Source organism: Hyphomicrobium sp. (assembly GCF_035548195.1).
Lineage (GTDB): Bacteria > Pseudomonadota > Alphaproteobacteria > Rhizobiales > Hyphomicrobiaceae > Hyphomicrobium_B.
In genome coordinates, this window is sequence record NZ_DASZTY010000005.1 from 45,317 (window position 1) to 67,102 (window position 21,786).

The window sequence follows — 21,786 nt, forward strand, 5'->3', positions numbered from 1 at the left end:
GCGCTCGGCAATCGTGGTGCGGGCCGCAAGAGACGTTCATGAACAACGGGCTGTTATTTCTCGGTGCGCTTCTGATCGTCGTGCTTTCGGCGCTTTTCGCGGCGCCGAGCTTCATCGACTGGAACAGTTATCGCGGCGTGTTCGAGGAAGAAGCCTCGAAAGTGCTCGGCCGCGAAGTTCGTGTCGGCGGATCAGTCAATCTCAAGTTTCTGCCTGCGCCCTATGTCCGCTTCGAAAAGGTCCGTATTGCGAATGTCAGCGGGGATACCGGCGAGCCGTTCGTCCGGGCCGACAGCTTCACGATGTGGCTTTCGGGTCCGGCTCTTTTGCGCGGCGTTCTGGAAGCTAGCGAGATCGAGCTGAACAAGCCGGTGCTGACGCTGGCCGTGGACAAGACCGGCGGCGGGAACTGGAGCAACATCCGGCTGAGGTCAGGCGATCTTCCGTTCGCGCCGCGCGACGTCACTTTGCGGTCGGTGAAGCTGATCGATGGGACCGTTTTATTCTACAATGCGGCGAGCGAGCGCGTCGCGCAGATCGAGAATATCAACGGCGAGCTCTCCGGCGACGGGCTGCAGGGGCCGTTCCGCTTCAAGGGGAAAGCTGCCTGGTCCGGGATAGCGCACGAACTTGCCTTTGCCACCGAGGCGCCGTCGCCGGACGGTTCTTTCGGGCTCAAGATCTCGGCGCGCTCGGATGGGTCGCCGAATGTCTATCTTCTCGACGGGCGCGTCGCCGATCTCGACACCAGGCCGGGGTTCAAGGGCACCTGGACCGGCACGTTGACGATGCCCGTCGGCGACCACGCGGCGAAGGACGACGGCGGCGATATTCCGCTCCTCGATCTCAAGGCAGATGTGACGGCCGATGCGCTCGGTGCCAAGTTTGACGATCTTACGCTGTCGCTCGACAATGCAGCCGAGCCGCAGATGATCACCGGATCGGCGGTCGCGAGATGGACGACGCCGACGCGCCTCGATCTCACGCTATCGTCGAAGTGGCTTGATCTCGACCGTCTGGCTGGAGCAGGGCAGGGCAGCGCGTCGTTCTCCAAGCTCAAGCAGTTGACTGTCGGTCTGATGCAATCCGTAGCGGGAGATGGCAAGGCCAACGCCAATATCAATATTCAGCAGGTGAAGGTCGGTGGTGAAACCGCCGGCGGGCTAAATATTGATGCCGATAGAGACGGCGCCGTCACCCACATCACCAAATTCAACGTCAGCTTGCCGGGCGGATCGCGGCTCGACCTTACGGGCGACTTGAGGAAGGTCGCCGACGGTAAGCATCGCTTTTCGGGCGATGTTTTTATCGGTGGCACGAGTCTCGCTCGCCTTAAATCGTGGGCGGGGAAATCCGGAATGCCGATCGACATCACGTCGGACGGCGCGTTTTCATTTAGTGGAAAGATCGACATCGATGAGACGCGGCTGGCGATTGCCGATGCTTCCGGCGACATTTCGGGCCGCGCAATCTCAGGCGATCTAACAATTTCGCAGGGTGTCCGAAAGCGCACCGATCTAACGCTACAAGCGGCGGATCTCGATACGCGAGCAATTTTTCCGAAGACTGCGGACTCTCTTGAGGAGCAGCTTCGCCGGGCAGTGGGCCTCGCGTCGGTCGGCTCTGACACGGCGGCGGCCGAGGCTCTGTCCGGTGACATGCAGGTGCGTGTCATTGCCGGTCGTTTGACCGACGGGAAAAATATCTATCACGACGTCGACGTGACATTCGAGACGGAAGGTAAGGACATCAGCCTGCCCGCGGCAAAGCTCACGACCGAAAAGGGGCTGACGATCAGCCTTGAAGGCCGGGTCAAAACGCGTGATGAGGGGCCGGTTGGGACACTTGCCTATGATGTGATCGCGCCGACGCCGGAGGCTATGCGCGATCTCGGTCGCAGAGCCGGCTTACAGCCGCTTTTCGGAGAGGATTTATTCGGGAGGCTAGGACACGCCAAGCTTGCGGGCCTGATAGAGCTTGGCCGGCGTGCGCCTGCAGCGAGCGACGTTACCTTCGACGGCACCCTCAATGATGCGCGTTTGAAGGGCGTCGCCGAGTTCGATCACGGCTTGACGGCATGGCGATCAAAGCCGAGCCGCGTGCAGGCGTCGCTCAACGCGCCCTCATTGCCGTCGCTGCTTACGGCGTTTACCGCCGACAAGCGCACACCAAACGATCAAAATCCTGCGCCTGCGGAAGCATCGCTGATTGCGGCCGGGACCTTCGACTCGGGTGCGAAGGTGAGGTTCGAGATTGCAGGCCAGGGTTTCGATACGGCTTTCAATGGCAGTGCGGTCTGGCCGGAAAATGCCGCGCTCGCGCTTAACGGAACGGCGAACGTCAAAGCGGACGATTTCGCCGATGTGTTATCGGTCGCTGGTCTTTCGTTGCCTCGGGGCGCCGAGGGTGCGGCGGTACATGGCGCGATCGATCTGACGCGTGACAAAGGCAAATGGACTATCGCGACTCGCGATCTGATGCTCGGTACGTCGACGGTCGCATCGTACTTGGAAATTGAGGCAGGGGCAGACGGCCGCCGGCATATCGTCGGCAAGGTCGGCGCGGATCGCGTCACCGTCACGCCACTTCTTGCGGTACTGACCGACAAGCCCGCTATTCCATCGAGCAACGGCGATGTGGCGGAAACGGATGATGCGGCGGTTCAGGCAATAAATTCAATTTGGCCGAGCGGCGTGTTCAATTTCGGCGCGCTTACGGGTACGGATGCCAACGTGCGGCTGAGTTTTGCGTCCCTTGATCTAAGCGGCAATCTCGCGACGCGTGACGGTGAGATGCAACTTTCGGTTACGCCCGATAAGGTCGCCGTCAGTTCTCTCTCAGCGGCCGCGGCAGGTGGGCGGCTGACCGGTGGCCTAAGTCTCGAAAAAGCCCCCGACGGTGTCGTGCTCTCGACCAATCTTAAACTCGATAGTGCAAAGCTTGCGGCGCTGAGCCCCTTGGCGAAGGGTTCAGCGACGTTTGAACTCACGGCAGGCGCGCGCGCCCAGAGTCCGGCGGGGCTTATCGCGGTCATGGAAGGCACCGGGCATGCGCGGCTCAAGAATGCGACGGTGCATGGTCCCTCGGTCGCGGCGGTAGCCGATATTGCGGATGGTGTTTTGCAGGGCAAGGTGCAGAACGATCCGCGTGCGATTTCAACGGCTCTATTAACGTCGCTGACGACCTCGGAAGTGTCCCTCGGCGATCGCGATCTTCCAATCTCCCTAGCGGATGGAACGGCGAAGGTCCAAACGCTCGGGCTCGATGCGCCGAACGGCAAACTGGAGGCAACGACGTCGGTCGATCTGACGTCGCTTAACGTGACCACTTCTTGCCAGATTTCGGCGCTGGCTACGCCGCTTGTTGCTCCTTCTGCGCAATTGCCCGGCTGGAAGCCGCCGCCCGCAAAGGGGCCGTTGCCGCCTGTCGTCGTGCTTTATGACGGGCCGCTAGACAACCTGGCAGTCATTAAGTCGAGTGTCGACGTATCGGATCTTCAGCGCGAGCTTTCGGTGCGCCAGGTCGAACGTAATGTTCAGCAGCTTGAACTGTCGCGGCGTATCGACGAGGAGCGGGTGCGACGCGAGAAGGAAAAGCGCAAAGCTCTTGATGCTCAGCGCGCGGCCGGCGCGAAGAAGCAACCCGCGCCGTTGCCGTCGGTGTTGCCGGAATCGGCTGGAACCGCGGATAGCAGTTCCGGAAGTGACGCGCGCGCTCCGAACGCGCGCGCTCCGGCTGCCCCGGCATTCAAAACCCAGACGGTTCCCAATTCGCCGGTCATCACGCCGCAAGCGGACCAAAAAGACGACGCCAAGTCCGCATCTTCCAATGCGGTCAGCGCCGATAGCGTTCGGACGCCTGCGATCACCGTCGAGCCCATTCCTCCGCCTGAGGACGAGTCCACCGAGGCCGACGCCCAGACCAACGTTCCAGTTCAAGTGCCGGATACGACGGTGCGGCCGGTGACGGCAACTCGTCCTGCGCAACGCGCACCCATCAGGCGTAGGACATCATCGGATGAAGTGTTGCGCTCGCTGGGGAATATCCCTTAGGACGCGGCGCCTTCTTTATTTAGCCGATTTTCGTTGGCTTTTTCCTGAAGCCGCTTCAACAGCCACACGCGGACTGCACTCGACAGGCCTGCGTCGCCGCGTTCCTTGTCGATCGCGCTGATCAAGCCCGCGAGCGTTCGGCCATCTTCGGCCGCTGCATCCTTGAGAGCGGCCCAAAAGGCTGTCTCAAGCGAAATCGACGTGCGGTGGCCCTGAATCGAAAACGAGCGCTTTTCGGGCCGCGTCACGATGCGCGATCGGGCCCTGAATCATCGTCGTCGCCGAGTCCATCCGAATGGCGCCGTGTTCCGTCCAAGTCCGCCTGTGACTTTCGCTGCTTGGCGTCAAAGAGATGGCGATCAGCCTTTGACTGTCCGTACTTCAGCCGGTTCTCTTGCGCGTCCCTCTCGCGGATAGCGCGCTCGCGGGCTTTGCGGACCTTGTTGAGATTGACGATCTCTGCGGTCATAAAATGCACTCCGCCACGAGTGCCAACGTGGCACTCTCCATTGATGCATTTTATGTGCAGTAATGCGAAGGCGTCAAACGCTCGCTTGCGATTGCATGTGTGCGCACCGATTTCAGTCCGGCGCGATCATCTTCTCGGGCCGCACGATCTCGTCGAATTCCTTGTCAGTCACATACCCGCCTCCGACGGCTTCTTCGCGCAGCGTGGTGCCGTTCTTATGCGCGGTTTTGGCAATCTTGGCGGCATTGTCGTAACCGATCTTTGGCGCCAGTGCCGTCACGAGCATTAACGAGCGCTCAAGGCCCGCTTTGATGTTGTCTTCGCGCGGCTCGATGCCGACGACACAATTGTCGGTGAAGGATACCGCGGCATCGGCGATGAGGTTCGTGGATTGCAAGAAATTGTAGGCCATGACGGGATTGTAGACGTTCAGTTCAAAATGGCCCTGGCTGCCAGCGAAGGACAGTGCCGCTTGATTGCCAAACACCTGGACGCACACTTGCGTCAGGGCTTCGCACTGCGTGGGATTAACTTTGCCGGGCATGATTGAGGAGCCAGGCTCGTTTTCAGGAAGCGCGAGTTCTCCGAGCCCCGAGCGCGGACCGGAGCCCAGAAGCCGGATATCGTTAGCGATCTTGAACAGCGATACGGCGACCGTATTGATAGCGCCGTGGGAAAAGACCATCGCGTCGTGGGCTGCGAGGGCTTCGAATTTATTGGGAGCGGTTTTGAACGGAAGTTGAGTGATCGACGCGATGCGGGCGGCGATCATTTCAGCGAAGCCTTTCGGCGCGTTCAAACCCGTGCCAACGGCCGTGCCGCCCTGTGCGAGCTGCATCAATGCGGGCAAGGTTGATTCTATGCGGGCGATGCCGTTCTCAACTTGCTGCGCATAGCCGGAGAATTCCTGGCCGAGGGTCAACGGTGTCGCGTCTTGCGTATGCGTACGGCCGATCTTAATGATGCGGGACCAAGCTTCGGCCTTGTCCAACAACGCTTTATGAAGCTTTCGCAGCGCCGGGAGCAGCCGATGCACGACTTCCTCCGAGCACGCGATATGCATCGCCGTGGGGTAGGTGTCGTTCGAGGATTGGCTCATATTGACGTGATCGTTCGGGTGCACGGGCTTTTTTGAGCCCATTTCGCCGCCCAACATCTCTATTGCGCGGTTTGAGATGACCTCGTTGGCGTTCATGTTCGATTGCGTTCCGGAGCCCGTTTGCCAAACGACGAGCGGGAAGTGATCGTCGAGCTTACCGTCCATGACTTCCTGGGCGGCCTTGACGATGGCTTCGCCGACCTTCGGGTCGAGACGGCCAAGAGCCATGTTCGTTTCGGCGGCGGCGCGTTTGATGACCCCGAGCGCCCGGACAATCGATGCCGGCTGCTTTTCCCATCCGATCTTGAAATTGCCGAGGCTGCGCTGAGCCTGTGCGCCCCAATACTTGTCAGCGGCGACTTCGATGGGCCCGAAGGTGTCGGTCTCTGTGCGGGTCTTGGCCATGATGTGTTCGGTCTCGTTAATGTTTCGCAGGACAGCTTGGAATTGGTGCTTCGTCGCGCATACGCCTCGATTTGTCGAGCCGGTAATGCTGTTGTTGTCCCCGACGAGACCGGAGACCCAGCCTGCGGCGCGTGTCCAGGGTCGCTGCTAAAACTCGATCGGTCCGATGGAATGAGGCTGTGGACATGAGACGCAAGTCGGTGCGCGTAAACGACAAGATGCAGCGGGGGTATACCTACGAATTGGTGGCGCCCACGGGGCGAAATTTCGCGCCCGACTTCGAGCCGGAACTCACACCAGCCGAGATGCTTCGTCTTGGCGTCTTCGGTGGCAAATACATGACCGACTGCCGAAGGGAGTTTCCAAAAAGCTGGTTTCAGCGCGCGAAGCTGTCTCCGAGCGGATCCGATCCTGCACAGAATTATTTCGGCGTTAGCGCAAGCCAACCTCTCTCAATCTGGCGCAAAAAAGGATGGATCTATCGTGACGATCCGCGCGGGTGGTTTCAATGGTACTGCCGTTATTACATGGGCCGACGCTTGGAAGACGAGGATGCTCGTCAGATCAAGCGCTGGAAGCAGATCCGGCGTCATGTCGCGCAATTGAAGCGCAACTGCGAGGCTCACGATTTGGGCTGCCGGCGGCGCCAGCGGCAAGCTCTACTCCACTGGGCCTATGACAGCAGGAAGATCTAAATTTGCCTTTGCTGCGCCCTCCAGCAAGCCGATCGTGAACTTTGAAATAAAAATTTAGTCGCGAGCCGGAGTGTGCGGCGAACGCTTTGTGATTGTTGTGATCGTTTCGTGCACAAGATTCGCGAGCGTTATGGCGGCGCGATTCTTCGTATTGGCCGTGTATTCTGAGTTGAAACGCCACATCTGCTTCTTCGTGTAAACTCTGTCTAATCGTTTCCCGAAGGAGATTTGAGCGCGCATGCTTGCGCGTCCTCCACTACGTCCACGGTAAGTTGGCGCGGTTGGTTTTGAAAAAATTTCCTGTTCTCGGTGAGCAGTCCGAAAGCTCAGAAAAAGTCGTGTCCCGGGAGATCCAGTCCACACGACCCGTTCGGCATGCCAATAACTTTCAGGCATTGCGCTGGATCGCTGCGTCGCTGGTCATTCTCGCGCACGCGCACGGAATACGCGGGTTCCAGGATGAATATTTCCGCTTCACCGGGTTGGAGCTCGGCTGGTCTGCTGTCGTGATGTTCTTCACGATCAGCGGTTATTTGATCAGTGCGTCTGTGCAACGGCACCCTGCGGGCGAATTTTGGAAAGCGCGCTTCCTGCGAATCTTTCCTGGCCTAATTGTTTGTACGGCGATTACGGGGGTTATCATCTCTGCGTTTTCGACGCTCAGTTTTGCCGACTATTTTACCAACCATCAGACACTGCGGTATATATTTGGATCCGGAACGCTGCTGTCGATGGAATATTCTCTTCCCGGAGCGTTTCAAAACAACGTGCTGAAATTTGCCAATGGCTCTCTGTGGACGCTGAGATACGAGGTCGCGGCCTATTTCATACTTTTCATGCTTTTTGTTGTATCCAGTCGGGCAGGGATAAAGTTTGCGAACATCATCGTCGTCTGCGGAGTTGCTTGCGCGATCGGGTATCTTGTTCCCGTTGCTCTCGGCCGCTCTATTCCGGTGCAAGCGAGTAATATCTTTTCGTTGTTCATCCCGTTTTCGATCGGCGCTTGGTTTCAGGCGACCAGGCAAAACACTCCGAATGTCGTTTTAATTCTGGTTGTGCTTTCGCTTTCGGCGGTTCTTGCCGGCACGTCCCAAGGAATGATTATTGCTACCGCGTCGGTCGCAGTGCTGACGTTGTGGATAGCGTTCGGCGTCAAAAGGATGTTTGCCGGATTGAACGCTTTTCCGGACTATTCCTACGGTATTTATATTTATGCCTATCCGGTTCAGCAGATGACCAGCGTACTCTTGCCGGGTTGGAATCCGTTCATCCATGTCGTCGTCAGCTTTGCGGTCACGATTGTGCCTGCCTCTTTGTCTTGGCATTTCATCGAAAAGCCGGCGCTGGCGCTGAAGTCCACCCGCATTTTTTCAATGGCTCGCGGTGCTGCCCGGTAAATTGCCGTGGTGTCATACCGCAACGTTTAAATGCACAAAGATCAAGATGCATACCGCAAGGGAACAATATCGATGGCTCGTGCGTCGTGCGTGCGTCGCAGACAGAAGGGTGGGCAAATGCCGTTTCCTCGCGGTGTCATCGATAACGACAACCTAAATATCATGCAGCGGGCCATGGATTTGGCTTGCGCTGAACTCGCTGTGGCGGAATCCGACACCGCTTCGCGGGAGCGCGTCGCTTTTTTGGTGACGGGGTTCATGAGGGCCGGCGAGCACGATCCCAAGAGGTTGACGAATTTCGTGGTCGAACAGTTCAAAATTCCACAACGGGCTTAGACGGAAGGCCATCCCGTGAACGACACGCTGAAGCGGCTGGGTGGAGGACTGAAAAAGTATTTTCGCGGAGAAGTGCGCCGTCCTCTCAACTGGCGCATGATCGACGCAATCGAGACGCTCAAGGAAGTCGAGGCGGCCCGAAGCACGAACATTGATGACGACGGGGCGACCGCCAAAGATACAAGTAAGCCCGACAAATAACCTTGCGAGCCCATTTCGGGCAGATGCAGGCCTTAGCCGCGCAATTGGCTGGCTTCTGCTATTTTTTGCGAAATTGGTCGAGGCTCAAGATTTTGGCGCCTTCCGTGGAGGGCGGTACATCGTTTTCGCTATCGTCCTTCGCGGTTGCTTCACCCGCGCGGATGGCGGGTTCGGGCGACGGCGGCGTCGGTTCCGACGGCCGTCGCGCGGCTGGCGAAGCTGCCGTGTCTTTATCGGTGCGGCGACGCGGCGCGCGTGGCTTCTTGGGAGCAGCGCGGGGCATTTCACTGCCTGCGTCGCCCATCTGGTCGTAAGTCGCGTCGGCGGTCAGGGCGTGACGCTCCTGATGTAGAGGTTCGTTGTCGCTAACTTCTTCATCGAATTGCAGACCAAAGCGGACGCTCGGATCGATAAACACCTTGATCGCCGTGAATGGTACGACAAGCCGTTCCGGGATGCCGTCGAATGTCAGCTTCACTTCGAAGCGCTCATCCGAAACGATGAGGTCCCAGAACCGATGCTGCAACACGATCGTCATCTCGCTCGGATACTTCTCTTTGAGACGTTTCGAGAGAATGACGCCGGGCGCCTGAGTCAGGAACGAAATGTAAAAGTGGTGTTCGCCCGGAAGGCCGGACTTCACGATCTGCTGCAAAACGGCGCGAACGACACCGCGCATCGCTTCCTGCTGCAGCTTTGCGTAATCTATCGATGGCCCTGTCGCCATGCCTCAGCCTTCAAGAAATGCCGCATTGTGACCGACCTCTGAAATCAGATTTGGCGATCAGTCAAGCCCGTTTGGCCTGTAACCCGTAAGAGTGGAGGGCTTCTGTTGCCCGGTGCCCTCCGGACCGCGCCTTACCCGGCTAGGGGCAAGGGCTTCAAGTTCAGGCTAATCGCGCTGCATTACGCAGCGAGAGCGGCCTCAGCATAGTTGTCATTGGCAACTATTCTGTATGACCCGATAACGGTGGTATCATGCCGGGCAAAAGCAAAGTCCTTTACACCTTCGTCGATCCTATTTCGCCCCCATTAGTTTTCGCTTGCGCCCTGCGACTCTCCTTCGGAGAGCCGGCCGCAGGGCGCGGCGAAGAAATATGGTGGAGGCGCCGGGTACCGCCCCCGGGTCCGATCGGCTTATTACGACCGCGTTTATCGCCATAGCTGGCAAGCCAGCCCACCGAATATAATGATTGCGGGAGGCAAAAAAAAGCATTTCCCGATGCCATTCGCCGGGCCGTGAAAAACCTGTTACCAGTTGGCCGCGGTTGAACGTCGCGAGCGGCGAAAGCCGTTCCAGTCGGGTCCGCGATACGGCATGCTCCCTGGGATTGCCGTAAGTGGACACATGCACGTGAGCGTTTCATTGGAAGATCGCATATATGTGCCCGACACGCAGTTGCCGTGGCGGACCATCATTCTCGTGCTGGCCACGGCGGTCGGCATCGTCGTGCTGGCTACGCTCGCGGGGTTCGGAGCTTCTGCCGTATTCGACAGCTGGACGAGGCTCAACGAGCCTCGCGCTTTTGCCGCAGGGGAAACCGAGGCGTTGCTTACGGCGCGTGTCGCCGTCTCGCTCTTCGCGTTCCAATCGGTAACGATCCTCCTGGTTTTTGCGACCAGCGTTTTTCTGGACTATTCCGGTGAGCCATTTTTGCGCTTCGGCATGCCGCGCGGCGGTCTCAAGACTCTTGTGCTGTCGGCACTCGGATTGATGGCACTTGCGCTTCTTTACGGATGCCTTGTGTTCGCGGTGGATAAGGACGCTTTTCGCCAGGACATGAGTCCGTTCGCTAGTCTGATGAAAGCCAGGACATGGTGGCTGGTGTTGATTGCGGCGGGGATCGGAGCTCCACTCGCAGAAGAATGTTTATTTCGCGGACTGCTTTACGGAGCTTTGCGGCGTTCGCCTTTGGGCATCGCCGGGGCGGCAGCGGCGACGGCGATCATGTGGGCGTTCTTGCACGCGAATTATTCCGTCTACGGTCTGGTCGCGATTACCCTCATTGGTATCTACTTGGCGTTCATCCGTGAACGAACCGGTTCGTTGCTCACGCCAATCCTATGTCACGGCGCTTACAACTCGTTGATTGTGCTTGTATTGGCGTATGCACCGAATAGCTCTCTCATAAACGGGTAGCCGGGTATTGATAGAATCGCGCTAGGTCTCGTTTATGCAGCAATACCTGGATCTCTTGCGCCGCGTGCGCACCGAAGGTGTGACGAAGACCGATCGCACGGGGACCGGTACGCTGTCGGTCTTTGGGCATCAGATGCGCTTCGATCTGTCGAAGGGGTTTCCGCTCGTCACGACGAAGAAGCTGCATGTGAAATCGATCATCGTCGAGCTTCTTTGGTTTTTATCGGGCGCTACGAATACGCAATATCTGAAGGACAATGGCGTCAGCATCTGGGATGAGTGGGCAGACGCGGAGGGTAATCTCGGCCCGGTTTACGGCAAGCAATGGCGGAGCTGGGAAGTGCCGGACGGATCGACCATCGATCAGATCGCCGCTGCCGTTTCCGATCTGACGCGCAATCCGGATTCGCGGCGCATCATCGTGACGGCGTGGAACCCTGGCGAATTATCAAAGATGGCTCTGGCGCCGTGCCATTGCCTCTTTCAGTTTTACGTCGCGGATGGGAAGCTCTCGTGCCAGCTTTATCAGCGGTCGGCCGATATTTTCCTCGGCGTGCCGTTCAACATCGCGAGCTATGCCCTGCTGACGATGATGATGGCGCAAGTGACAGGGCTTAGGCCTGGGGACTTCGTGCACACGTTCGGGGATGCGCATCTTTATCTCAATCATATCGAGCAGGCGGATTTGCAGTTGTCGCGGATACCGCGCGCGTTGCCCGAGATGAAGATCAATCCGAATGTCGCGTCGATCTTCGATTTCAAATATGAGGACTTCGAGCTGACGGGCTACGATCCCTGGCCGCACATCAAAGCGCCGGTGGCGGTGTGACGGTTTCTGTCATCTTCGAACGGTGAGCTTGCGAGCCGTTCGGGGATCGGGCGTAAGATTCCCGAAGGCTGACCTAAACGATGCGCAATTGCCTATTGCGCGGGGCGTTGCTATCGGTCGGGGATGAACGACTTACCGATTTCCCTCATCGTTGCCGTTTCCGAGAATGGTGTTATTGGACGCGACGGGGCGCTGCCCTGGCGGCTTTCATCGGACCTGAAGACGTTCCGCAAGCTGACGATGGACAAGCCCATCGTCATGGGGCGGCGAACGTTCCAGTCGATCGGCAAGGCGCTCGACGGGCGGGACAACATCGTCGTGACGCGCGATCCGCAGTTTACTGCGGACGGTGTTTCGACGTGCGAGACGGTAACCGACGCCCTGACCTTGGCTCGAATTCTCGCTACCACCCGTGGGGCCGATGAAATCATGGTTATTGGCGGCGTCGGTGTGTTCGATGCAACACTACCTGTTGCGGACCGCATCTACCTGACCCGCGTTCATGCCGTTGTCGATGGCGACCGGCATTTCGCGCCCCTCGACACTGCGATTTGGCAGGAAATGAGCAAAGAGGCTTTGTCTCAAGGCCCGCGCGACGAGTTTGCGTCGACGCTATTCATTTACGAACGGCGCACCGGACAGGCCGGAGAGGGCGAGCAACACCCTTGAAGCGTGGCCGTGGCATCCCAAATTGCGATTAGCCAATCCGGGCGGAATTTGCGATCGGAAGACCCCTGACCTATAAGCTGCGCTCAATCATTGGTTTCTCTAAGACATCGAGGTTTCTATCGTGCACGTCCCATGCTTCGTATCCGACCGTTGCGGTAGCAACGGATCGGAAAATGCCGGCGGCGCGACCCTCATTTCAGCTCACAATACGAACGAGGCCCTGATTTATGCCCTGGAGTAATCAAGGCGGCGGTAGCGGTGGAAACGGCGGCCGTAAAGGTGGCGGTCCATGGGGACAGGGTCCGTGGGGATCTGGTGGTGGCGGCGGCGGCAAGGAGCCCCCGGATCTCGACGAGATTCTGCGCCGTGGCCAGGATCGCATGCGCCAGGTCATGGGCCGTGGCGGCGGCGGTGGTGGCTCAGGTAGCGGCGGGGTTGGCGGCGTTCCGCGCACATTCCTTTTCCTTCTCGGACTTCTGCTGCTCGCTGGCGTCGCGTTCTACGGATTTTTTTATCGCGTGAACCCCGATGAGCAGGGCATCGTTCTCCGCTTCGGCAAATACGAGCGCTGGGAAGGTCCCGGTCTACACTTCCGTTGGCCGTATCCAATCGAGGAAGTGCGGCTCCCGAAAGTCACGCAGCAGCGCACGATCGAAGTCGGAAGCGCGCGTAGTGTCATCGGCGCACGCGACAGCGGCCTCATGTTGACGGGCGACGGCAGCGTCGTCGATGTGCGTTTCGTCGTGTACTGGCGTATCAGCCCGGACAAAGACCCGAACAATGGCGATACCGGCGTCGAACAGTTCTTGTTCAACATCGCGCAGCCGGAAACGACGGTGCGCGAGGTTGCCGAAAGCGCAATGCGCGAGGTTGTCGGACAGTCGAACCTGCAGCCGCTCCTGACCGGCGGACGTCAGCAGACGCAGGAAGACGTACGGAAGTTGATGCAGAAAACGCTCGATTACTATCGCGCCGGTATCAAGATCGATCAGGTGCAATTGAAAGAGGTCGATCCTCCCGAGGAAGTCATCGGGGCGTTCCGTGAAGTCGCTGCGGCGGCGCAGGAGAAAGAGACGCTGATCAAACAGGCGCAAACGTATGCCGATCAGGTAACGCCGCGCGCGCATGGCGAGGCCGACCGCATCGTTGCCGCAGCAGAAGGCTATCGCGATCAGACCGTTGCCGAAGCGACCGGTCAGGCCGCGCGCTTCCTGAAGGTCTACGATCAGTACAAGAAGGCTCCGGATGTTACCCGCGAGCGCCTCTATCTTGAAATGCAGGAGCGTGTGCTCTCGGGCGCAGACAAGATCATCATCGATCAGAAGAAGGGCGGCCAGGGTGTCGTGCCCTACCTTCCGCTAGAGCAACTCCAGAAGCGCGAACCGGCCGAGGAATCGAAATAAAATGCGCGCGTTTTTCGCTTTCATCCTTATCGTCTTAATCGTCGCCCTGGCCGGACTTTACGCGTCGGCGTTCATTGTTCACCAGAACGAGCAAGCAATGGTGCTTCGTTTCGGCAAGACGCAGCAAATCATCGAGTCTCCGGGCCTCAAATGGAAAGTGCCGTTCATCGATACGGTCGACAAGTTCGATAAGCGCATTCTCGACCTCGACACGACCGAGCAGGAAGTCACGGCGTCCGATCAACAACGGCTTATCGTCGATGCTTATGCGCGGTACCGGATCACCGATCCGTTGAAGTTCTATCAGAACGTCCGAGACGAGCAGCGCGTGCGCGACGTTCTCAGTCCGCTGATCGAATCGGAGATCCGGCGTGTGCTCGGTTCGGCGACCCTACTGGAGATCGTGAAGGACAAGCGCGAGCCTCTGATGAAGCAGATTGCGGCGCAGGTGAATAAGGAAGGCCGCGACTATGGTCTGGAGGTCGTCGATGTGCGCATCAAGCGCGCTGATCTGCCCAAGGTCAATCTCGTGAAGGTCTACGACCGGATGCGGGCCGATCGTGTTCGCGAGGCGACGGAGCTTCGCGCCCAGGGCGAAGCCGAGAGCAATCGCATCCGCGCCAACGCCGACAAGGCGGTCACGATCATCAAGGCAGAAGCGACCAAGAAGTCGGATGAAATTCGCGGCGACGGCGAAGCGAAACGAAGCCAGATCTTCGCCGATGCGTTCGGCAAAGACCCCGACTTCTTCCGGTTCTATCGGTCTATGCAGGCGTACACCACGGCTATCAAGCCGAACGATACGCGGATGTTGCTTTCGCCCGACAGCGATTTCTTCCGGTATTTCGAGGATCCGCATGGGCGGACGAAGGCTTCGTCTGCGGCGTCGGAGCCGTCTACGTCTCCGCCGGCGCAATGAGCGACCTTCTCGCCGGGCTCGGGATTGCGCTCGTGCTTGAGGGGCTGCTGTGGGCGCTCGCGCCAGATACCGCGCGGCGTGTGGTCACGGACATTGCCAATCGCGGCAACGGCCCTATTCAGACCTTTGCCTTAATCGCCGTGGCAATGGGCGTTTTTTTCGTTTGGCTGGCCCGAGGATAATCGGGCGGCCGACTTGTCCCCCCATGCCGGCAATATGCTACCATCGCCATTCTGAAGCTTTGATCTTGCGCCAATTGACCTGGAGCGGATTGTGCGCCGCTCGGGGCTGGATACTGGAGTTCTGCAATGACCGGAAAAGGTTTCGCGCTTTTGTATCGGCTATCGCTTGGCGCGATCATGGCTATGGTCTTTTTGCCGGGCTCGGCCCAGGCCTTCGAGAATGGCCCGAAATCCGTTGCACCGCTCGCCAAGAAGCTGATCGATGCCGTCGTCAATATCGCAACCTCCCAGACGGTGAAGGGCCCATCGGGCGTGCCATTGCCGAAAGTACCGAAGGGCGCCCCGTTCGAAGATTTCTTCGACGACTTCTTCAACAAACGTGGCGGCGTTCCGCATGAGGATCGCAAGATCTCATCGCTCGGATCGGGTTTCGTCATCGATGGCAAAGAAGGGCTTATCGTCACCAACAACCACGTTATCGAGGGCGCCGAGGAAATCGATATCAACTTTCATGACGGCTCAAAACTGAGGGTCGACAAGATCATCGGCCGAGATACCAAAGCAGATCTTGCGCTTCTCAAGGTCACGCCGAAGAAGCCGCTCGTCGATGTGAAATTCGGATCGTCCGACAAGATCGAAGTCGGTGATTGGGTGATGGCCATCGGCAATCCCTTTGGACTTGGCGGCTCGGTCTCGGTCGGTATCATCTCGGCCAAGAGCCGCGATATCAATTCGGGACCTTATGACGACTACTTGCAGACGGATGCGGCAATCAACAAGGGCAATTCCGGCGGTCCGCTGTTCAACATGGACGGCGAGGTGATCGGCGTGAATACGGCGATTATTTCGCCAACGGGCGGCTCGATCGGCATCGGTTTCGCGGTGCCTTCCGATACCGTTTCGAATGTCATCGACCAGCTAAAGCAATACGGCGAAGTGCGGCGCGGCTGGCTCGGTGTCAAGATCCAGAGCGTGACAGATGACATTGCCGAAACTTTGGGCCTTCCCGAAGATCGCGGCGCGCTGATTGCGGCGGTTACTCCAGATAGCCCGGCTTCGAAAGCGGGGCTGAAGGCGGGCGACGTCATCATGAAATTCGACAACAAGGACGTGACGACGATGCGCGGCCTCCCGCGGATTGTGGCGCAGGCGCCGATCGGGAAGGCCGTCGATGTTGAACTTTTGCGTAAGGGAGAAACCAAGTCGGTGCAGGTCACCGTTGGCCGGCTCGAAGATCAGGACGATAGCGACAACGATCTCAAAGGCCCTGACGAAGAGGGCGGGACACCTCCGGGAGCAGCGATCATCGGTTTGAAGCTCTCGACTTTAACGAACGAGCTAAGGCAGAAATATCATCTGGACGGCAAGATTAAAGGCGTTGTCGTTGAAGCGGTCGATCCGAAGAGTCCTGCGGCTGGGAAGGGCATCAAGGCAGGGGACGTCATCGTCGAAGCGGCACAGGAAGCCGTCACCGATCCCGAGGATGTTGCAGCCCAAATCGATAAGGTGAAGAAGTCGGGGCGCAGCAAAGCCGTTCTGCTTCGCGTCGAGGATGGGAAAGGCGATCTCAGGTTTGTCGCCGTACCGATTTCGTAATTCGTGCCTTCGTTTTATTGAAAGGCACGCTGGGAGGGATACGTGTCCGAGCATCAGGGTATTCTTGACACCATTTTCGAATCGTTCGCGCCTGTGCATCCGGACGGACACAAGTTCATTGCGATCGGTGCGATCGTTACGCTGGTGTTCTTTTTGATCTATCCGCCGCTCGGCTGGATCGCGGCGTTGGTCACGGCTTGGGTCGTCTATTTCTTCCGCGATCCCCAACGGGTGACGCCGGTGCGGCCGGGGCTGGTCATCTCGGCGGCGGACGGAAAGATTTCGGCGATAGACAAGGTGATTCCGCCAGCCGAGCTAGGGATGGGTTCGGAGGAGCGTGTTCGTATCTCGACGTTCCTTTCCATTTTCGACGTGCATATCAATCGCGCTCCCGTGGGTGGGCGGATCGTGCGCTCGCTCTATGTTCCGGGCGCGTTTCTCAATGCCGCGCTCGATAAGGCGAGCGAGGACAACGAGCGGCGCATTCTCGTGATCGAGACACCGTCGGATGGCGAAATCGGGGTGGTACAGATCGCCGGGCTCGTGGCGCGGCGTATCGTGACGTTCTCCGAAATGGGAGATACGGTCGGTGCCGGGCAGCGCTTTGGCTTGATCCGGTTCGGTTCGCGGGTCGATGTTTATTTGCCGCCCGGTAAGGTCGCTCTTGTGAGTGTCGGCCAACGAGCGGTTGCAGGCGAGACGGTTTTGGCGGATCTTCATTCTATAGAGCCCGAACGGGAGGCTCGACTCGGCTAAGCTGTTTTACGGCTGCCCTGTGCGCGTGGTCGAAGGAGACCTGCCATGGATCCAGATGAACCAATGCTGGAAACGGAAACGCGGCGGCGCCGACGGCGCTCGCTGTTCCGGCATCGGCGCGTACCGGTGCGCATGCTGGTCCCGAATTTTTTCACGCTGCTTGGGCTTTGTGCGGGTCTCACCTCAATCCGTATGGGCATCGAGGGGCGCTATGACCTGGCGCTGGCCGCGATCGTGTTCGCAGGATGCCTCGACGGTATCGACGGACGTATCGCGCGTCTTTTGAAGGCATCCTCGCGCTTTGGGGCGGAGCTCGACAGTCTTGCTGACTTTGTGAATTTCGGCGTTGCTCCGGCCTTTCTGGTCTTCAATTGGGGACTTGGGGATCTCAAAAGCGCGGGCTGGATTTGCGTGATGATCTTCGCGCTGGCGTCCGCACTCAGGCTTGCGCGCTTTAACGCTGCTATCGATGACGAACGTCCGAAATGGCAGTCGAACTACTTCATCGGAATGCCGACGCCCGCGGCGGCGATCGCCGTTCTGCTGCCAGTCTACATCTATCAGCTTGGTGTCGATGAGCTTAAAGCCCGATGGGCCCTGATGGGCGTTTTGGTCTATACGCTTTTCATCGCTTTCATGATGGTTTCGACGATACCGACGTATTCTGGAAAACTGCTCGGCGAGCGCGTGGGGCGGGAATGGGTGTTACCGATTTTCGTCATCGCAGTCGGCGTAGTTGCGATGCTGTTCACGTATCCCTATCAAACGCTGACGGCGATCACGTTGGTCTATCTCGCCTGTATTCCCGCGAGTTGGCGGAATTTTAGAGACAAGGTCGAAGAGAGCGGCGAGCCAAGTGTTGCTGAGAGGCTCGATCCTTTCGTGCAGCCGGAGAAACCAGCCGAGCAGCCGCCGTCCACGACGGGGCGCATTTTCACGCTAAGATCTCCATCGTCCGACGGGCCCAAGTAAGCTGTGCTATTTCGTTTCTTCGGGTGCGCGATTATAGATATCGTCCGTGCGCAGTATATCGTCTTCGCCGAGGTATGATCCGATCTGCACTTCGATGATTTCGACGGGAACCTTGCCGGGATTTTCGAGACGGTGCCACTGGGTTGCGATGATGTAGACGCTTTCATTCTCGCGCACGAGCTGTTCGTTCTCGCCGATGACGACCTTGGCCGTTCCTTGAACGACGATCCAATGTTCGGACCGGTGATGATGCATTTGCATCGACAGCTTGCCGCCCGGGTTCACATGCAGAAGCTTGACTTGAAATCTCGGGCCGATGTTTAGCGTCTCGAAGTAGCCCCAGGGCCGGTAATTCCTGAGGTGTTGCTCTTGCTCCTTACGGTTCGACTGCTTGAGGCGCTGCACGATCTTCGACACGTCCTGTGTGCGCGCCTTGTCGGCAACGAGCAGCGCGTCCGGCGTATCCACGATGACGAGATCTTTCACGCCGATGGTCGAGACAATGGCCTTTTCCGAGTGCACGTAGCAGTCGGTTGTGTCTTCAAGGACGGCGTCGCCCTTAACGTAGTTGCCTTTGTCATCTCTGGGCGCGATATCCCACAGCGACGTCCAAGAGCCGACGTCGTTCCAGCCGACGTTCAGCGGCAGCATTGCTGCTTCCGCCGTCTTCTCCATCACTGCGTAGTCGACGGAAATGTTCGTGGCTGAGGCGAAGCCATTTTTGTCGAGACGCAGAAAGCCCAGATCCTCCTGTGCGCCGTCAACGGCAGCGCGCGCCGCCTGCAGGATTTCGGGATGCAGCCGCTCGATCTCTTCGAGATACGTTTTGGCGTCCAGAACGAAGATGCCGCTGTTCCAGAAATGGCTGCCAGTCGCAAGATAGCCTTCGGCCGTTGCCCGGTCGGGTTTTTCGGCAAAGGAGTCGACTGCAAACGCGTGCTCGCCGAACCCCGATAGTGCGTCGCCCCGCTTGATGTAACCGTATCCCGTATGGGCTTCGGTGGGTTTAACGCCGAAGAGCACGAGCTTGCCGGCCGCAGCGACCTCGGCGGCGCGTTTTACGGCTTCGGCGAAAACCTCCTTATCCTCGACGACGTGGTCGGACGGCATGACGGCGAGGATGGCGTCGGGGCTCGCTTCGAGGGCGACCAAGGCCGCCACCGCAATTGCCGGGGCCGTGTTGCGTGCAACTGGCTCAAGTATAATCGCAAGCGGTTTAAGTCCGGCACGTTCGACTTCTTCGCGGATGAGGAAGCGATGATCGTTGTTGCAGAGAAGGATCGGCTCCTTGAAACCTGACGTTTGCTGCAGCCGAGTCAGTGCGGCATTGAGAAAGCTACCGTCCTGGCCATTGAAGAAACGGATGAACTGTTTGGGATACATCGACCGTGACAACGGCCAGAGACGGGTTCCGGAGCCGCCGGAAAGGATCACGGGATAGATATTGCGCATGCAATCGGGCCCAACCAGCTAGCCGTAAAGCTCTAAGATGCGGTGCGGCCGAGGGTAAGCTGCGGCCACGCCATGCGAAACCTTAATCCTGGTTCCGCCGTCAAAATTCAGCCTCTGCCGCTGAATTCCGGTATTCACAAGAAACGGATTGCCGGGATTGATGCAAGGATTGAACGGAAAGACGGCTAAGCTCAGCCGTGCGGACGCGTCAGCCTGTCACGGAGCGAGCGCAAGGAGACCGCTGTTGCCATTGGACCCTCCGAGCGGGTCTTTGGGGCGGAAGCCGGCGCTGCGGCGCGTGGTGCCCGCGCAGCTGTAGGGGGCACTATGTTTCCGGGGCTTTGGGATGGAGCATGCGGTGCGGTGCCCGGAGACTGCGAAGATACCTCCCTCCGCGGAGCCGCATTTTGCGGACGCGGTGGTGCAGCCTGTCTCTCGACCGGCGAGTCGCTGAGCGCTGGTTCGGTAACATCCGGTTCGCTGTTTGGGCTGCCGGTCAGGCCTAACGCATCGGCCATCATCGACAGGCCGTGTGAATTATCGCCGGATGGAATGCCGGACATGCGCCAGCGTTCGACGATCCGATCCAGGAAGCCATCATCCCCGAGAGATTTCTGCCAACGTTCGGTGAAGCGAGCCGTCGATGAGCGCGGCAGCGCGTGACGAGGCAACTCGTCGAATCGGATGCGCACCGGCAGCGACATGCCGTCGCCGAATGCGATAGCCTCGCGTTGGCCGAGGGCCGGGAGAAATTCAAGAAGACCCGCTCCCGTATCGGCTACGGCGGAAGCTACGATTTCCTGGTCGCGATCGTTGGACATGCGTAACGCAAAGACGGTGTTGCACTGAGAGAGAATCGTCGGATCGATTTCAGCAGGGCGCTGGGTCACGATGCACAACGATGCGCCGTACTTGCGCCCCTCTTTCGCGATCTTGGCGATGGCGCGCTTGCAGGGCTCGAAGCCGAGCGAAGCGTTTGCGGGGACATAGCGGTGCGCTTCCTCGCACACGAGCGTTACCGGAACCTGGCCTTCGCTCCAGAGCGCGAAGTCGAAGGTCAACCGGCAGAGAACCGAAACGACGACATTGACGATCTCGGAGGGGATACCGGTCAGCTCCAGAATGGTGATCGGCTTGTTGTTGACGGGAACGCGGAAGATGCGACCCAGCACTTTAGCCATGCCGTCGTAGACCGTGAGCGAACCGAACATGAAAGCGTAGCGAGCATCCTGCGACACCGTTTCGATGCGGTGTTTCAAGTTGCGATAGGGCGTCAGGTCTCTTTTGTTTTCGAGACGGCCCATGCGCTCGTCGATCAAGGAAACGAGGTCGGAGATGCGGTAGGGTACAGGCGTGTCCACCGTGAAGCGCGCGGGATCGAATGTGCGCCGCGATTTTGCGGTGTCGCCTAAGCGGTTGTTCGCGTAGCGGCTCTTGGCGACGGGGATCAATTCCTGGAGGACATCGGCTTCGGTCTTGTGCTCACCGTCGCCCACAAGGACTTCGACGATTTCTTCGAATGTCAGCAGCCAATACGGCAGGTGCATGTTGCGAGGCGAGATGACTTCGGCCCATTCGGCGAAGGCAGTGGCGTATTCGTTATGAGGATCGAGCAAGACGACATGAGCGGCCGGATTCTTTTCCAGAATCGACCGAAGGATGAGCGCCGTCGTGCAGGACTTTCCGGTGCCCGTTGTGCCGAGAATGGCGAAGTGTTTGCCGAGCAACTCATCGACGCGCAACATGGCTGGGATGGAACTATCCTGGCGGATAGAGCCGACGCGGACCATTTGGCTGGAACCGTTGCAAAACGCGTTCTCAAGTTCTGACTTCGATGCCAGACGCACACGGTCGCCGAGAGCAGGATAGACTGTGACGCCGCGATTGAATTGCGTGTGCTTGTCGTTTTTGTCTTTCGTCAGCTCGCCGACGAGGCCGATCTCGGCAATCCAAACCTCTCCGTCGCCGTCGCGCTGCGATGGAACAGGTACGCTCAAAGCGGAGACGGTCGCGAGTACAAGAGTGGTCGGTGTATCTATTGCAATCAGCGTACCCATGTCGGGCCGCTCTGTACTCTCGCGTGTGCGCGGATCGCTCGTATTATCGAGCAACACGATCGCTTTTGATCCGTTGACCGACACAATACGTCCGATTGACGTTTCCGAGGGGCGGACGCTATCCAGCTGATTGTTCATGGATTGTTTTCTTTCTGCA

20 protein-coding genes and 1 other RNA gene are annotated in these 21,786 nt (G+C 58.6%); 14 read left to right on the forward strand and 7 right to left on the reverse strand.

Features of this window, described 5'->3' with window-relative positions:
* The first annotated feature begins 38 nt into the window (after nucleotides 1–38).
* Complete coding sequence (locus tag VHB22_RS00545) at nucleotides 39–4,052, forward strand: AsmA family protein (RefSeq protein WP_325454991.1); 4,014 nt, start codon at nucleotides 39–41, stop codon at nucleotides 4,050–4,052.
* Here VHB22_RS00545 and VHB22_RS00550 read toward each other — a convergent pair.
* From VHB22_RS00550 to fumC, 3 genes are all read right to left on the reverse strand, one after another.
* Nucleotides 4,049–4,300, reverse strand: a complete 252-nt coding sequence (locus VHB22_RS00550) for a ribbon-helix-helix domain-containing protein (protein WP_325454992.1) — start codon at nucleotides 4,298–4,300, stop codon at nucleotides 4,049–4,051. The two genes, VHB22_RS00545 and VHB22_RS00550, sit on opposite strands and share 4 nt — an antisense overlap.
* The gene (locus VHB22_RS00555) at nucleotides 4,297–4,521 is read right to left on the reverse strand and encodes a DUF4169 family protein (RefSeq protein WP_325454993.1); all 225 of its coding nucleotides are present in this window, start codon (nucleotides 4,519–4,521) and stop codon (nucleotides 4,297–4,299) included. Before VHB22_RS00555 ends, VHB22_RS00550 begins: the two co-directional genes overlap by 4 nt.
* Nucleotides 4,522–4,633: 112 nt before the next feature.
* Nucleotides 4,634–6,025, reverse strand: a complete 1,392-nt coding sequence (gene fumC / locus VHB22_RS00560; RefSeq protein ID WP_325454994.1) for a class II fumarate hydratase — start codon at nucleotides 6,023–6,025, stop codon at nucleotides 4,634–4,636.
* A gap of 185 nt (nucleotides 6,026–6,210) precedes the next feature.
* Between fumC and VHB22_RS00565 the strand changes: the two genes are divergently transcribed.
* From VHB22_RS00565 to VHB22_RS00580, 4 genes are all read left to right on the forward strand, one after another.
* Entirely contained in the window at nucleotides 6,211–6,720 is a 510-nt protein-coding gene (locus VHB22_RS00565; protein WP_325454995.1) for a hypothetical protein, read from the forward strand.
* A gap of 338 nt (nucleotides 6,721–7,058) precedes the next feature.
* Nucleotides 7,059–8,117, forward strand: a complete 1,059-nt coding sequence (locus VHB22_RS00570; RefSeq protein ID WP_325454996.1) for an acyltransferase — start codon at nucleotides 7,059–7,061, stop codon at nucleotides 8,115–8,117.
* A 117-nt stretch (nucleotides 8,118–8,234) separates the two neighbouring features.
* Nucleotides 8,235–8,453 carry a hypothetical protein gene (locus VHB22_RS00575; RefSeq protein ID WP_325454997.1) on the forward strand — a complete coding sequence of 73 codons (219 nt, stop codon included), beginning with the start codon at nucleotides 8,235–8,237 and terminating at the stop codon, nucleotides 8,451–8,453.
* Between the two features lie 15 nt (nucleotides 8,454–8,468).
* A complete protein-coding gene (locus tag VHB22_RS00580) occupies nucleotides 8,469–8,654 on the forward strand; it encodes a hypothetical protein (RefSeq protein ID WP_325454998.1) in 186 nt (61 codons plus the stop codon).
* Nucleotides 8,655–8,712: 58 nt separating this feature from the next.
* On the opposite strand, the gene VHB22_RS00585 is transcribed toward VHB22_RS00580, so the two are convergent.
* The gene (locus VHB22_RS00585) at nucleotides 8,713–9,381 is read right to left on the reverse strand and encodes an SspB family protein (RefSeq protein WP_325454999.1); all 669 of its coding nucleotides are present in this window, start codon (nucleotides 9,379–9,381) and stop codon (nucleotides 8,713–8,715) included.
* 90 nt (nucleotides 9,382–9,471) lie between these two features.
* Nucleotides 9,472–9,870, reverse strand: a transfer-messenger RNA (tmRNA) gene (ssrA, locus tag VHB22_RS00590).
* Nucleotides 9,871–10,002: 132 nt separating this feature from the next.
* Between ssrA and VHB22_RS00595 the strand changes: the two genes are divergently transcribed.
* The 9 genes from VHB22_RS00595 to pssA all read left to right on the forward strand — a co-directional run bounded on the left by VHB22_RS00595 (nucleotide 10,003) and on the right by pssA (nucleotide 18,120).
* Nucleotides 10,003–10,794, forward strand: coding sequence for a CPBP family intramembrane glutamic endopeptidase (locus tag VHB22_RS00595; RefSeq protein WP_325455000.1), 792 nt, complete (start codon nucleotides 10,003–10,005; stop codon nucleotides 10,792–10,794).
* Between the two features lie 34 nt (nucleotides 10,795–10,828).
* The gene (locus VHB22_RS00600) at nucleotides 10,829–11,623 is read left to right on the forward strand and encodes a thymidylate synthase (protein WP_325455001.1); all 795 of its coding nucleotides are present in this window, start codon (nucleotides 10,829–10,831) and stop codon (nucleotides 11,621–11,623) included.
* A gap of 123 nt (nucleotides 11,624–11,746) precedes the next feature.
* The gene (locus tag VHB22_RS00605) at nucleotides 11,747–12,292 is read left to right on the forward strand and encodes a dihydrofolate reductase (RefSeq protein WP_325455002.1); all 546 of its coding nucleotides are present in this window, start codon (nucleotides 11,747–11,749) and stop codon (nucleotides 12,290–12,292) included.
* Nucleotides 12,293–12,519: 227 nt separating this feature from the next.
* Nucleotides 12,520–13,695, forward strand: coding sequence for an FtsH protease activity modulator HflK (gene hflK / locus VHB22_RS00610; protein WP_325455003.1), 1,176 nt, complete (start codon nucleotides 12,520–12,522; stop codon nucleotides 13,693–13,695).
* Between the two features lies 1 nt (nucleotide 13,696).
* Entirely contained in the window at nucleotides 13,697–14,614 is a 918-nt protein-coding gene (locus VHB22_RS00615) for a protease modulator HflC (protein WP_325455004.1), read from the forward strand.
* The gene (locus tag VHB22_RS00620) at nucleotides 14,611–14,796 is read left to right on the forward strand and encodes a DUF2065 domain-containing protein (RefSeq protein ID WP_325455005.1); all 186 of its coding nucleotides are present in this window, start codon (nucleotides 14,611–14,613) and stop codon (nucleotides 14,794–14,796) included. Before VHB22_RS00615 ends, VHB22_RS00620 begins: the two co-directional genes overlap by 4 nt.
* A 126-nt stretch (nucleotides 14,797–14,922) precedes the next feature.
* Nucleotides 14,923–16,392 carry a Do family serine endopeptidase gene (locus VHB22_RS00625; protein ID WP_325455006.1) on the forward strand — a complete coding sequence of 490 codons (1,470 nt, stop codon included), beginning with the start codon at nucleotides 14,923–14,925 and terminating at the stop codon, nucleotides 16,390–16,392.
* A gap of 42 nt (nucleotides 16,393–16,434) precedes the next feature.
* Entirely contained in the window at nucleotides 16,435–17,148 is a 714-nt protein-coding gene (locus VHB22_RS00630; RefSeq protein ID WP_414652688.1) for a phosphatidylserine decarboxylase, read from the forward strand.
* 45 nt (nucleotides 17,149–17,193) lie between these two features.
* Nucleotides 17,194–18,120, forward strand: coding sequence for a CDP-diacylglycerol--serine O-phosphatidyltransferase (gene pssA / locus VHB22_RS00635; RefSeq protein WP_325455007.1), 927 nt, complete (start codon nucleotides 17,194–17,196; stop codon nucleotides 18,118–18,120).
* A 6-nt stretch (nucleotides 18,121–18,126) separates the two neighbouring features.
* On the opposite strand, the gene VHB22_RS00640 is transcribed toward pssA, so the two are convergent.
* Both VHB22_RS00640 and VHB22_RS00645 read right to left on the reverse strand, forming a co-directional pair.
* On the reverse strand, nucleotides 18,127–19,572 hold the full coding sequence (locus VHB22_RS00640) for a mannose-1-phosphate guanylyltransferase/mannose-6-phosphate isomerase (protein WP_325455008.1): 1,446 nt from the start codon (nucleotides 19,570–19,572) through the stop codon (nucleotides 18,127–18,129).
* Nucleotides 19,573–19,763: 191 nt separating this feature from the next.
* On the reverse strand, nucleotides 19,764–21,767 hold the full coding sequence (locus VHB22_RS00645) for an ATP-binding protein (protein ID WP_325455009.1): 2,004 nt from the start codon (nucleotides 21,765–21,767) through the stop codon (nucleotides 19,764–19,766).
* Nucleotides 21,768–21,786: the final 19 nt, after the last annotated feature.